The following is an 11,970-nucleotide window of genomic DNA, read 5'->3' on the forward strand; positions in this document are numbered from 1 at the left end:
TCAACACATAAGTGCAACGCTCACCCCTGTATGCACTTCGTACGGCGTCTTCCAGCCCAAGCGCTTGCGCGGGCGTAGATTGATCCTCGCTACTGTCCGATTGACGGCTTCGACGGTCAGCTTGCTGAAGTCGCTGCCCTTGGGGAAATACTGGCGGAGCAGACCGTTGGTGTTTTCATTGGTGCCACGTTGCCAGGATGAATAGGGGTCTGCAAAAAAGACCTGGCACTGGCTCCGTAGCGCGATGCGTTCATGCCCGGCAAACTCCCTTCCGTTATCCAGCGTCAGCGTGTGAGCGGCATGGCCCTGAAGCATCAGATTGATCGCCCGCGTTACCTGCCGGCGCGTTCTGCGCTTGACCGGATAGGCGCTCAGATAGCCGCTTTTGCGATCAACCAGGGTCACCAGGTTACCGCCCAGTCCATGTACCGTATCGCCCTCCCAGTCCCCCAGGCGCTCGCGGCTTTCGACCTCGGCTGGGCGTTCACTGATTGACACGCGATTACGCAGCTGCCCGCGCCGATCGTGGCTTCCATAGCGTTTCCGGTAGCGCTTTCGGCGATGTCGCAGATAGGTATAAAGCTCACCACCGGCGCGCTGTTCGGCGGCAATGAACCGATAAATCCACTCATGGCTGACCGCCCGGCTTGGCTGCTCCTGCTTCAACCGCTGGGCGATCTGCTCCGGACTCATGCCATGCTTGAGCCACACCGGGAGATGATGGCTGAGCCATGTCGCCGGCTTGCAAAACTTGCGCGCACCCGCTCGACGAGCATCACTTTCATGGGCCGCAGAAACAGCCTTGTAGATATTCTGGGTGCTGTTGCGGCGAACCTCGCGACTGATCGTCGAGGGATGCACGCCGACCCGCTTTGCAATGCTCGCCTGGCTCTCTGCGGCGCTCAAGCCAGCCTCAATCTGGTAACGTTGTCCCTGAGTCAGCTGCCGGTAATGCGTAGTCATCTGCGCTTGAATCCTTCGGTGTGAGAGCCTGGATTCTACCGGTGGCTGGCTCTCTGCCTCTCGTTTCAAGCGTTGCGCTTATTCTATGAATTCAGGCATGATTACTTTTACCGCTCTCATCAACTCAGTGAGATCCTGGCCTTTGGTAATAAAACCTGCCGCCCCTGCTTTCATGCTCCGCTGCGAATAAAACAGGGGGGATTGGGACGTGACCACCAAAATGCGACTTTTAACCTCCGAAGCCCTGATTCTGTTGATCACCTCCAGACCATCCAGGCCTGGCATGGTGATATCAAGGATGATCAAGTCAACATTATGCTTGCGAGCCAATTGAACAGCATCGGCGCCATTGTCTGCTTCAGCCACGACTTCATGACCATCACTCTCCAGCAACAACTTCATCGCCGATCGAATAAGTGGATGATCATCAGCAATCAACACTCTCATACATTTAACCCTCTAGTAGTAAGCCGGGCATCAGCGTATGTCAGGCGTGAATGTATCGTTTTGAATAGGTTCAATTGGTTATTCTCAAAAAAACAACCGAATGAGTGATACTGAAATTATAGGATAAATCCTGCAATCAGCGTCCACCATTGCGACAATATTCGCGCATAACACACATAGCCCGTTCGCAATCGCGCCGCGCATAATCACTAATCGAATACGATTTACGAGAAGGGAAATAGCTACACGTCATGTGCGAATTTTCTTAATCTTCCAAATGGTTGTGGGTAAATCACTGCAGTCTGTTGATCCATCACACCGGCCCTTTAAGACCAGGGCCCACGCAAAGACAAAAGACTGCAGTTTTTCGGCCAACTGCCCCGGCCAGGCCTTATTGCCAGCCAAACCTGCGAATATAAAAGCTTTTCACGGCCTGGGTCAGCGCCATGTAAGCCAGTAAAATCACGGGCAAGAACACAAAGTACAGCGGCGGCAGCGCCTGCAATTTGAAGTAGCCCGCCAGTGGCCCCATCGGCAGGAAGATGCCCACTGCCATGATCACCCCTGTCATCACCATCAGCGGCATCGCTGCGCGGCTCTGCAGAAACGGGATTTTAGGCGTGCGAATCATGTGCACGATCAGGGTTTGAGTCAGCAACCCGACCACGAACCAGCCCGACTGGAAAAGGGTCTGGTGTTCAGGTGTGTTGGCCTTGAACACGTACCACATCAAGCCAAACGTCAGGATGTCGAAAATCGAACTGATCGGCCCAAAAAACAGCATGAAACGGCCTACATCCGCAGGCTGCCAGCGCTGTGGCTTTTTCAGCATTTCCTCATCGACGTTATCGAACGGGATGGCAATTTGTGACACGTCATACAGCAAGTTCTGAACCAGCAAATGCATTGGCAACATCGGCAAAAAAGGAATGAATGCACTGGCCACCAGCACCGAGAACACATTGCCGAAGTTCGAACTGGCTGTCATTTTGATGTACTTGAGCATATTGGCGAAGGTTCTACGCCCTTCCAGCACGCCCTCCTCCAGCACCATCAGGCTTTTCTCCAGCAGGATGATGTCAGCTGCTTCCTTGGCAATATCCACGGCACTGTCCACCGATATGCCGATATCCGCCGTGCGCAGTGCCGGAGCGTCGTTGATGCCATCACCCATAAAACCCACAACATGGCCATTAGCCTTGAGTAAACGCACGATGCGTTCCTTGTGCGTGGGTGTCAGTTTGGCAAATACGTTGGTGGTCTCCACAGCCACGGCCAGTTGGGCATCCGTCATCCGTTCAATATCATTGCCCATCAGCAAGCCTTGCTGCTCCAGGCCCACCTCACGACAGATCTTGGCCGTAACCAGCTCGTTGTCACCTGTCAGAACCTTTACCGCTACCCCGTGCTCGGCCAGGGCTTTAAGCGCCGGTGCGGTGCTCTCCTTGGGCGGGTCGAGGAACGCCACATAGCCAATCAACGTCAACTCCTGCTCATCACTCAGGCTGTAAGCGTCACGCCCATCAGCCATGGACCGCGCAGCCACGGCCACAACGCGCAAGCCCTCTTCGTTGAATGCCGCAGTCACTTGGCGAATGCGCACCAAGAGTTCATCGCCAAGAGTTTCTTCCTTCTCCCCATGACGAACTGTCTTACATACGGAGAGTACTTCCTCGACAGCTCCCTTACAGATCAGCAAGTGCGGCCGGTCCTGCTCGACCACTACCACCGACATGCGCCGACGGGTAAAGTCGAACGGAATTTCATCGACCTTGCTGAAGGCCGTCCCCACGTTCAATTCGCGGTGGACCTCGACGTGCTCCAGTACTGCCACGTCCAGCAGATTTTTCAACCCGGTCTGGTAATAGCTGTTGAGGTAGGCCATTTCCAGTACGTCGTCAGACTCCTGCCCCCAGACATCCACATGCCGGGCCAGAAAAATCTTGTCCTGTGTCAGGGTCCCCGTTTTATCGGTGCACAGTACATCCATCGCACCAAAGTTCTGGATGGCATCCAGGCGTTTGACGATGACTTTTTTACGCGACAGGAAGACGGCTCCCTTGGCCAACGTCGAGGTCACAATCATTGGCAGCATTTCCGGAGTCAGCCCCACCGCAACGGAAAGTGCGAACAGCAAGGCTTCAGTCCAGTCGCCCTTGGTGAAGCCGTTGATAAACAGCACCAGCGGCGCCATCACAAACATGAACCGGATCAGCAACCAGCTGACTTTGTTGACCCCGGCCTGGAATGAGGTCGCACCGCGCTCAGTGGTCCCGACGCGCTGCGCCAGAGCACCGAAATAGGTGTTATTACCGGTCGTCAGCACGACCGCAGTGGCGGCCCCGGACACCACGTTGGTGCCCATGAACAAAATAGTGTCCAGTTCCAGCGGGTTGCTGGTCTGGCTGTCGAGCTGACGCGCAAACTTTTCCACGGGCATGGATTCGCCCGTCATCGCGGCCTGGCTGACGAACAAATCCTTGGCGCTGAGCACCCGGCAATCTGCCGGGATCATGTCGCCAGCAGACAATACGATCAGATCGCCCGGCACCAACTGCTTGATCGGCAGCTCGATACGCTGCGCCCCCCTGATCTGGCGTGAGGCGCCGGAAAACTTGCCGAACACGGGCGAAGCGTCTGCACTGAAGTCGCGACGCATCACCGTCGCGGTGTTGCTCACCATGTCTTTGAGCGCATCGGCGGCTTTGTTGGACTTGGCCTCTTGCCAAAAACGCAGCACGGTCGACAGCACCACCATGGTGCCGATCACCACCGCCGCCTGAATGTCATCAGTGGCCAGGGAAACTGCGGCCAGCAAGGTCAGCAGCAAGTTGAACGGGTTTTTGTAGCAATGCCACGCGTGTACCCAGGGGCTTAGCGGCTGCTCGTGTTCGATCTCATTGAGGCCGTGGCGATCGCGCAGCACATCGACCTCGGCGTCGCTCAAACCGTCGGTGTGGGTGCCTAGGTTGTCGATCAGTACCGCGCTGTCACTGTTGGCCGCGACCACCAGCATCTGTGCCAGCGTGGGTGGTACTTCGCGGTTGACCGTGGTGTTGGTCAGGCTGTCGAGCAGGACCAGACGCCGGAAATGCCGGCCAATATGGCGAGTCCGCAAAAAGCCGGCGAAAAATTCTTTCAGGGAGAGTTTCATGGTGCTGCTCCTGCGCCGCCTGCGCTCACGCCATGCAGAGTACCTGCGCAGCCGGCATTGATCTGAGGCCTTCGTTCATGGGGTCAAACTCGTGAGCGAGCCAAAAGGCACGCGCATGCAACGTGCTGCGACCTGCCACTGGAGGGGCGTAATCACATACGTTTCTGTGTCGATAAGTGGACTTGGGCAATCAGGCCAGAACAGCCCAACCAAGACGCCAACTGCTTATGCGCGACGTTTTCGAGATTAAACCTTGGTGGGGTTTGTGGTGTGCATATAAGAAAGTTCTTCAGGCGCAGTTCAGTTTCATCTCTGAAATGTCATGCAATCTGATTTTTTAGCGCCACTCAGGCGTTGTCCCACTGCCTGATACGGATTCGGCAATGCTTCATGGCGTTAACGATATGCTTCTCGACCACACTGCGCGATACCCCGAGGCGTTCGGCGATTTCAGGGTGCGACAGGCCTTCGATCTTGCGCAGCAGAAAACACTCGCGACACGCCGCAGGCAGCTCAGCCAGGGCTTTCTGGATCATGGCCAGGCGCTGGTCGTGGTCCATTAATAGTTGAGGCGAGGGGCTGTAAAAACGCTCTTCGCTATCCAGCACTTCCAGCGGTTCGGCCTGGCGCAGGCTGCTGCGGCGATGGCCGTCGATCACCAGATTAAGTGCAGTGCGATACAAAAAAGCACGTGGCTGCGCGATCGGCTCGTCGCCTGAACGCTCCAGCACTCGCACATAAGCGTCATGCACCACGTCTTCGGCCGCCTGGGCATTACCCAGCCTGGCACTCAAAAAGCCCACCAGTTCGCGATAGTAGTTTTCCAACAGGACTCCTGGCCGCAACAGCAGCGGCAACACTCCATGAGCGCAGAAACAGATCTAATGGGATAACGGCGTGATGATGGCACTTTTGTAGATGTAATTTATAGTAATTCTCATATAGATTTAAACCCCAACCCCTCAAACAACTGCGAAACATTCAGCAGCATCCCAATCGGCAAACCGCTAATGGGGTGGCAGTCGGGGGGGGGGGGGGTCAGCTGAAGATTCATGATCTGTGGTCAAGAGTGCTTTGCTTGGCCAGCGGTTTTTCCGCCGGTGAAGGGCGAGGATACTCAACCTCATTCTTACGTCCACCAAGGAGATATCCATGACAGTTCCAGCATTTGGCCTCGGTACATTTCGCCTTAAAGGCCAGGTAGTCATAGACTCGGTCAGCAATGCCCTGGACCTGGGCTACCGCGCCATCGACACCGCACAGATTTACGAAAATGAAGCTGAAGTCGGCCAGGCCATTGCCGAAAGCGGCGTGGCGCGTGACGAACTGTTTATCACCAGCAAAATTTGGGTCAGTAATTTCGCCAGGGAGCAACTGATCCCCAGCCTTGAAGAGAGCCTGAAAAAACTGCGCACCGACCATCTGGACCTGACCCTGATTCACTGGCCGAGCCCTGACAATGCAGTGCCGGTAGCCGAGTTTATGGGCGCATTGCTTGAAGCCAAAGAAAAGGGCCTGACCCGGCAGATTGGCGTCTCGAACTTCACCATCGCCCTGATGAAAGAAGCCATTGCCGCGGTGGGCGCGGAAAATATCGCGACCAACCAGATCGAATTGCACCCCTACCTGCAAAACCGCAAAGTGGTGGAATTCGCACAAAGCCAGGGCATCCATATAACCTCGTACATGACCCTGGCTTACGGCGAAGTGCTTAAAGATCCAGTGATCATGGCCATTGCCGACCGCAATAACGCCACTGCGGCACAAGTGACCCTGGCCTGGGCCATGCAATTGGGCTATTCGGTGATTCCGTCTTCGACCAGGCGCAGCAACCTTGAGAGCAACCTCAAGGCCTGCTCACTGAAACTGAGCGATGACGACATGGCCCGGATTGCAGCCCTGGACCGCGGCCATCGCCTGACCAACCCGCAGAGCGTTGCGCCAGCGTGGGATTGACCTTGAATCCTTCAAGCCCCTTGTAGTCGCTGACGAGGAACGAAGGCTGCGAGCGGCTGGACACGTTCAGAAGGGGCACCCTCCCATTGCTTTCAAGCCCCCCTCGCAGCCTCGCTCCGCGAGTCAGCGACTACACGGCCCACGCAATCACGGGTTATTGGAGGCCAAACCGCTGCAACTGCATTTCCTGCAGCCGGCTCAAGGTGCGGCGAAAGGCAAACTCCAGGTACCCCTGGGTATACAAATGATCCATCGGCACCTGCGCTTCAATACACACCGGTACCTTGCGGTCATAGCACTCGTCGATCAGGGCAATAAAACGCCGCACACTGTCATCGTATTTTGACAGTTGCGGCAGCTCACGATCCCCCGCCTCGACCTTCACCGCCCCGTCTTCCGTACCACGGGCTATTTTGCCTTCGCGCTGCTCGGCACTCAGGCAGGGCACTTCGCTGAGCAACATGACCTTGTAACGATCACAAATCTGCATGAACTCAGTGGCCGCCAGCGGCTGCTCGCACAGCTCATGAAAATTGCACCACAGCACCCCATCACTGGCCTGCACCACGTTCAGCGAGCGATGGCCCACATCAATGGGTTGGTCAGACACCGCCTGGCCCTCGGTCAAGGATCTGAACACCGGCTCTATGGCACTCGGCCGGCCCGGCCCGGTCACCCAGTAACGCTGATGTGCAATGCCGGGATGCAGGCGGTGGTCTTCAATACCGTTTACCGCCACCACCTCCATATGCTTGAGAATCGCCGTAATACCGGGAGCAAAACGATCACGGTTAAAACCGTGACCATAAAGGTCGTTCGGTGGCTGGTTTGAGGTACAAACCAGCACCACGCCTTCATCGAACATCACCTGAAACAGACGCCCAAGAATAATCGCATCGGCAATGTCATTGACGAACAGTTCGTCAAAGCACAGCACCTTCACTTCCGCGCCCAAGCCTTTAGCCAGTGTCTTGAGCGGGTCCGCCGTACCGGTCAGCTGAAACAGGCGCTGATGTACCCATTGCATAAAGTGATGAAAATGCTGACGCCGTGCGGGCACCCGCAGGCTTTGATAGAACTGATCCATCAACCAGGTTTTGCCCCGCCCCACCGGCCCCCACAAATACACGCCATTGACCGGCTGCGCACCCGAGTGCAGGGCCTCATGGCAGCGCTGCAAGGCCTGGACTGCAACCCATTGGGCGGGATCGTGGACAAAGCCCTGGTGTTCGACAGCTTGTTGATAGGCATTAAGGGGGGACACGACATTCATATCGATAAATGGCTCCTGAACCAGAGAGGCCAGTATGCCAGCCAGGAGACGACCCAGGCACTTGAAAAATAACGCAGGGCCCTCACATTGTTACCCATGTGGTAACAGAGCATTTTGCCATCAGCTATTTTTACTTTTGCAAATCAGCGTAACCTCACTCACATGACTCAACTATCAGTTGCACTTGAAACTTCGGTACTTCGTACGCACCCGGCGACCTTGCCGGGTGTCGTAACTTCTTCCCGCCTTATCGGCAAATGAAGTCAGTCAGCTTTAAATCTTGATTACTTTAGAGGCCAATCACATGAAAAATCTTATTGCACTGTTTCTTGCCGGTTTTGCCACATTGGCTGTTGCAGGTGAAACTTCCACTGTTCAGCCTGCGACTGTAGAACACTACCACTACGGTACCCAACTGGATATTGCGCGGGTGGTCAGCCTGTCCAACATACCCAAGGTGTGTGAAGTGGTACCGGCCACCATGGTCTATGAAGACTCTCAGGGCCAGCGCCACACCCTTGAATACCAGGTGATGGGCGACGGCTGCAGCACCCACTAAAGTTCAATGGTTGCACGCACGGATGCGACCCCAGCCCCCTCTTTGAGGGGGCTTTTTCGTGGTGCAGCGGAAAAAGCGTCGATTGTTACTGATCCGGAAAGACTCCATGACGATCTTTTGACTTTAATCAATACGCAGCGCGCGTATTCTATGTACATCCCTCAACGCAACACTGAAACAGGGCACGGTACTTCGTGTTACGCCACTTACTCCAGGGCGTAACAACTTCGACCGCCACCATGGCAACTGAAGTCAGTGATTCGTGATTGTTTTAAGGTCTTATAAATGAAACGTTTGATCGCTCTTGCACTTATTGGCTTTTCTACCCTGGCGGCTGCTGACGAACTTCAAGTTACGCAACTACAACCGGTGGTCGAGCATTACACTTATGCCACCGACCTGGATATTGCCAAAGTTATCAGCGTGTCACCGGCTGCCGATGTCTGTGAAGTAGTACCCGCACAAATGACCTACGAAGACCACCAGGGTCAGCGTCATATTCTTGAGTATCGCGTGATGGGCAATGGTTGCAGTAACGGCTGATATTATCGCCAGGCGCAACTATCCCCATACAGCCCCCGTTTAACGGGGGCTTTTTTATGGATGGCATTGCGCGGTACTCTCGACGCAAACCAATGGCAAGGAGCCACCCACGATGCAGCCCCTACCTACCCTCCAGACCTCGCGACTGGTACTGCAACCCCTGCAACTAAGCGACGCGCCCGCCATCCAGAGGCGCTTTGCCCACTGGCAAGTCGTGCGCTACCTGAATGCAGTCGTGCCATGGCCCTACCCGGACGATGGCGCACTGAGCTATGTGCGTGACGTGGCGCTGCCAGCCATGGCCCGCAGCGAAGAGTGGCACTGGACGATTCGCCTGTTAGCAGAGCCAGATGAGCTGATTGGCAGCATCAGCCTGATGGATGCCGTGGACAACAACCGGGGGTTCTGGCTGGCGCCGCAATGGCAGGGTCAGGGGTTGATGAGCGAAGCCTGCGAGGTGGTCGATGCCTACTGGTTCAAGACCTTGCACCGCGCGTGCATGCACGTGCCCAAAGCGGCGCCCAATACGGCTTCACGACTTATTTCCGAGCGAGGCGGAATGCGCTTGATAGGCAGGGAAGAGAAAGACTTTGTCAGCGGCAGGCTGCCATGCGAGCTGTGGGGAGTAACTCGCGAACAATGGTTGGCCCGGCAGAAAACCTGAGGCGTAAAAACACCCGACCCTGTCAAAACAAACGATCAGGGCCGGGTAGAAACGCTCAGTGCACGATTCGTTTCAGGTACCGGGAATCAGTCTTTCTTCTCGGAAATTACCTTACCGGTCGAATCGAAAATAATTTCGTATTCCAGGCCATCGACCTTCTTGATGCCTTCGGCCTTCCAGATACCGGCAGCCGGGTCCTGGGCTTCAATTTTCTTGATCACGGTGTAGCCGTTCTTGTTCTTGAGAACTTCGACCAACTCCTTGGAGAATGCCCAGTTCGGATCAACAGGCTGAGCCATCGCTGCACCGGCACCCAACAAAGCAGCAGTAGTGATCACAGCAGCAAAGGTTTTCTTCAACATTGTCTTAACTCCATTAATTGATGTTGCGTCTGGTACTCAATGTGACTGGAACAACCGTAGCAGAGAAAAACCCGGCCATAGGGCTAAATGACATGCTTTTGACATGGCTCATGTTCTCGTTAGCTCTGGCACGGGGTTAGAATGCGCAAAACCGGGAAATATCAATGAGTGAAACACGCCACACAGACGCTGAAAACGAGGCCATCACCGAAGCTGCGGCTCAGTGGTGCCTGCGTTTGCACGAGCCCGACTGCACCTGCCAGGAACGTGAAGCTTTCGCTGTGTGGCTAAATGCCAACCCCCTCCACGCGCTGGAATATGAAGCGATGCTGGATGTCTGGGACATCAGTGCGCACCTGACACGCCCGGCCCCCGCTCCAGCCCGGGTGGTTGCATTGCCTCCCGCACCGCGTCGCAGCACCTGGCAGCGCTTTGCCGTGGCCGCCGCCATTACCCTGCTCGCCCTTCCCGTGGCGGCCTACAGCGGCTGGCAACTGGGCTGGGTGCCCAATGCCCATGAGCGCTACAGCGCCGATGCCAGTGCCAGGACGGTGACACTGCCCGATGGCAGCCAGGTCGAACTCAACCTGGGCAGCCAACTGACCTTCAGTAACTACAAGGATCAGCGCCAGGTGACCCTGAGCAAGGGCGAGGCCTTTTTCAAGGTCAGTCACGACGCATCCCACCCGTTTCTGGTGCAGGCGGCAGAAGGCCAGGTGCGTGTCACAGGCACCCAGTTCAATGTGTGGATGTACGAAGACCAGGTGCGGATCACCCTGCTCGAAGGTTCGGTGCTGGTCACCAGCAACAAGCGCCTGAGTGGCGATGGCCTGCGGTTGGAGCCGGGCATGCAGGCGCGTTACAAGGCAGGCGACCATGCCGCGCAAATTGGCCCGGTCGCGGCCGTCACCTCCGAGCTGGCCTGGCGCAACGGCCAGCTGGTGCTGGACAACCTGTCACTGGCTGACGCCTTGCCCCTGATCAACCGCTACCTCGACACTCCCCTCGCCCTGGCCGACAGCGCCACCGGCAAACTGCGCATTGGGGGTGTATTCAATACCCGGGAAATCGATCATCTGGTGACCTCCCTGCCCAAAGTGTTGCCGGTATACCTGAGCCGCAACACCGAGGGTCGGCCGGTGCTGACTGCCCGCCAGGCCCTGTAGAGGGCCAGAGCATGCCCTTCACGATTAAAAAAATTTAATAATCGCTCCAAACCCCCGCCTACACTGGTCGCAAACGCGATTGAGACGAATTCACGACAAAATTTCTACATTTGAATGTTCATGATTTCTGTCGCTCATTCGTCTAGTTAAGTAAGAGCATTTTTTTCTTTTCCTGATCAGGCTCTGAAAAGGAGTTTTTTGCATGCATAACCAGCAAATACCAACGGATGGTAGAAACCCGCATCGCGAAGTCGCTTTTCAGCCCGATACCGGGCTGCTGGAAGCGCTCGCGCCCTTGCAAGGCAACGAACGGATCCGCCACCTGCTCAAGTGTTTCGGGCTGCGTACCAGCCTGGTGCGGCTCAAGGTCATTGACGCGCTGTTAACGGCTGCAGGCAATGATCGCAGGCTGGGGGTGCGCGGCATGCACAGCCACTTGCAGGCGCTGGATATCCCGCTGTCATTCTTGAGTGTGCGCGAGGTACTCAAGCGCCTGTGCAGCGAAGGGGTGGTGGTACTCAACAGCGACAAGAGCTACAGCCTGCATCCACAGGCTGAAGCCGTTTTGACCGGCAAGATCGAAGCTTAGATCTTGGTCTTGCGGCGCATGACGCCGTTGATGACAACCACGACCACGGCCACACCGATGGCGATGTACTGGAACATCTTCTCGGTGATCATGCCGGCGTTTTGCAAGTAAGAAAGGCCGAACATGATGCCCAGAACCACCAGTGATATCAAAATCGAGTATTTCAAGCGCTGCGAAGGGGTCATGACCTGTTCCTGACAGTAAGTCCGTATACGAAAGCCGCCAACCGGGTCGGCTTTCATGGAGAAATTGAAAAAATCGGGCCCCATCTTACAGCCAAGCCAGCTTTTTGGC

Annotated in this window: 13 protein-coding genes; 6 read left to right on the forward strand and 7 right to left on the reverse strand. The window is 55.9% G+C overall.

All coding sequences use genetic code 11. From position 1 onward, the window contains the following. The 4 genes from V6L81_RS19295 to V6L81_RS19310 form a co-directional block, all read right to left on the reverse strand. The gene (locus tag V6L81_RS19295; RefSeq protein WP_004577240.1) at positions 1-963 is read right to left on the reverse strand and encodes an IS30-like element ISPpu17 family transposase; all 963 of its coding nucleotides are present in this window, start codon (positions 961-963) and stop codon (positions 1-3) included. 78 nt (positions 964-1,041) lie between these two features. Continuing rightward, positions 1,042-1,410 (reverse strand): response regulator transcription factor, encoded by a 369-nt coding sequence (locus V6L81_RS19300; protein ID WP_338660270.1) that lies wholly within the window; start codon positions 1,408-1,410, stop codon positions 1,042-1,044. A gap of 391 nt (positions 1,411-1,801) precedes the next feature. Further along, a complete protein-coding gene (mgtA, locus tag V6L81_RS19305) occupies positions 1,802-4,564 on the reverse strand; it encodes a magnesium-translocating P-type ATPase (protein WP_095022879.1) in 2,763 nt (920 codons plus the stop codon). A gap of 347 nt (positions 4,565-4,911) precedes the next feature. Beyond that, positions 4,912-5,391 (reverse strand): sigma-70 family RNA polymerase sigma factor, encoded by a 480-nt coding sequence (locus tag V6L81_RS19310; RefSeq protein WP_095019296.1) that lies wholly within the window; start codon positions 5,389-5,391, stop codon positions 4,912-4,914. A gap of 325 nt (positions 5,392-5,716) precedes the next feature. Between V6L81_RS19310 and dkgB the strand changes: the two genes are divergently transcribed. After that, positions 5,717-6,520 (forward strand): 2,5-didehydrogluconate reductase DkgB, encoded by an 804-nt coding sequence (dkgB, locus tag V6L81_RS19315; protein ID WP_095020885.1) that lies wholly within the window; start codon positions 5,717-5,719, stop codon positions 6,518-6,520. Positions 6,521-6,674: 154 nt separating this feature from the next. Here dkgB and zapE read toward each other — a convergent pair whose 3' ends face one another. Further along, a complete protein-coding gene (gene zapE, locus V6L81_RS19320; protein WP_095020886.1) occupies positions 6,675-7,793 on the reverse strand; it encodes a cell division protein ZapE in 1,119 nt (372 codons plus the stop codon). Between the two features lie 304 nt (positions 7,794-8,097). On the opposite strand from zapE, the gene V6L81_RS19325 reads away from it, so the two are divergent. From V6L81_RS19325 to V6L81_RS19335, 3 genes are all read left to right on the forward strand, one after another. Beyond that, on the forward strand, positions 8,098-8,352 hold the full coding sequence (locus V6L81_RS19325; protein WP_095001658.1) for a DUF2790 domain-containing protein: 255 nt from the start codon (positions 8,098-8,100) through the stop codon (positions 8,350-8,352). 285 nt (positions 8,353-8,637) lie between these two features. Next, positions 8,638-8,895, forward strand: coding sequence for a DUF2790 domain-containing protein (locus V6L81_RS19330; protein ID WP_095019298.1), 258 nt, complete (start codon positions 8,638-8,640; stop codon positions 8,893-8,895). A 112-nt stretch (positions 8,896-9,007) separates the two neighbouring features. After that, on the forward strand, positions 9,008-9,559 hold the full coding sequence (locus V6L81_RS19335) for a GNAT family N-acetyltransferase (protein WP_095025478.1): 552 nt from the start codon (positions 9,008-9,010) through the stop codon (positions 9,557-9,559). A gap of 86 nt (positions 9,560-9,645) precedes the next feature. Here V6L81_RS19335 and V6L81_RS19340 read toward each other — a convergent pair whose 3' ends face one another. Beyond that, positions 9,646-9,921, reverse strand: a complete 276-nt coding sequence (locus V6L81_RS19340; RefSeq protein WP_095001661.1) for a PepSY domain-containing protein — start codon at positions 9,919-9,921, stop codon at positions 9,646-9,648. 164 nt (positions 9,922-10,085) lie between these two features. Between V6L81_RS19340 and V6L81_RS19345 the strand changes: the two genes are divergently transcribed. Then, positions 10,086-11,087: a FecR family protein gene (locus V6L81_RS19345; RefSeq protein ID WP_095001662.1), complete on the forward strand. Its 1,002-nt coding sequence runs from the start codon at positions 10,086-10,088 to the stop codon at positions 11,085-11,087. 202 nt (positions 11,088-11,289) lie between these two features. Next, positions 11,290-11,676 (forward strand): fe2+ zn2+ uptake regulation protein, encoded by a 387-nt coding sequence (locus tag V6L81_RS19350; protein ID WP_095001663.1) that lies wholly within the window; start codon positions 11,290-11,292, stop codon positions 11,674-11,676. Here V6L81_RS19350 and V6L81_RS19355 read toward each other — a convergent pair. Continuing rightward, positions 11,673-11,861 carry a hypothetical protein gene (locus tag V6L81_RS19355; RefSeq protein ID WP_095020889.1) on the reverse strand — a complete coding sequence of 63 codons (189 nt, stop codon included), beginning with the start codon at positions 11,859-11,861 and terminating at the stop codon, positions 11,673-11,675. The genes V6L81_RS19350 and V6L81_RS19355 overlap by 4 nt on opposite strands. Positions 11,862-11,970: the final 109 nt, after the last annotated feature.

Origin of the sequence: Pseudomonas bubulae, assembly GCF_037023725.1 — a bacterium.
Lineage (GTDB): Bacteria > Pseudomonadota > Gammaproteobacteria > Pseudomonadales > Pseudomonadaceae > Aquipseudomonas > Aquipseudomonas bubulae.

Excerpts from the sequence above, each read along its gene's own strand:
- V6L81_RS19295 (WP_004577240.1), bottom strand. The coding sequence starts at position 963 with ATGACTACGCATTACCGGCAGCTGACTCAGGGACAACGTTACCAGATT.
- V6L81_RS19300 (WP_338660270.1), bottom strand. The coding sequence starts at position 1,410 with ATGAGAGTGTTGATTGCTGATGATCATCCACTTATTCGATCGGCGATG.
- mgtA (WP_095022879.1), bottom strand. The coding sequence starts at position 4,564 with ATGAAACTCTCCCTGAAAGAATTTTTCGCCGGCTTTTTGCGGACTCGC.
- dkgB (WP_095020885.1), top strand. The coding sequence starts at position 5,717 with ATGACAGTTCCAGCATTTGGCCTCGGTACATTTCGCCTTAAAGGCCAG.
- zapE (WP_095020886.1), bottom strand. The coding sequence starts at position 7,793 with ATGAATGTCGTGTCCCCCCTTAATGCCTATCAACAAGCTGTCGAACAC.
- V6L81_RS19325 (WP_095001658.1), top strand. The coding sequence starts at position 8,098 with ATGAAAAATCTTATTGCACTGTTTCTTGCCGGTTTTGCCACATTGGCT.
- V6L81_RS19330 (WP_095019298.1), top strand. The coding sequence starts at position 8,638 with ATGAAACGTTTGATCGCTCTTGCACTTATTGGCTTTTCTACCCTGGCG.
- V6L81_RS19335 (WP_095025478.1), top strand. The coding sequence starts at position 9,008 with ATGCAGCCCCTACCTACCCTCCAGACCTCGCGACTGGTACTGCAACCC.
- V6L81_RS19340 (WP_095001661.1), bottom strand. The coding sequence starts at position 9,921 with ATGTTGAAGAAAACCTTTGCTGCTGTGATCACTACTGCTGCTTTGTTG.
- V6L81_RS19345 (WP_095001662.1), top strand. The coding sequence starts at position 10,086 with ATGAGTGAAACACGCCACACAGACGCTGAAAACGAGGCCATCACCGAA.
- V6L81_RS19350 (WP_095001663.1), top strand. The coding sequence starts at position 11,290 with ATGCATAACCAGCAAATACCAACGGATGGTAGAAACCCGCATCGCGAA.
- V6L81_RS19355 (WP_095020889.1), bottom strand. The coding sequence starts at position 11,861 with ATGACCCCTTCGCAGCGCTTGAAATACTCGATTTTGATATCACTGGTG.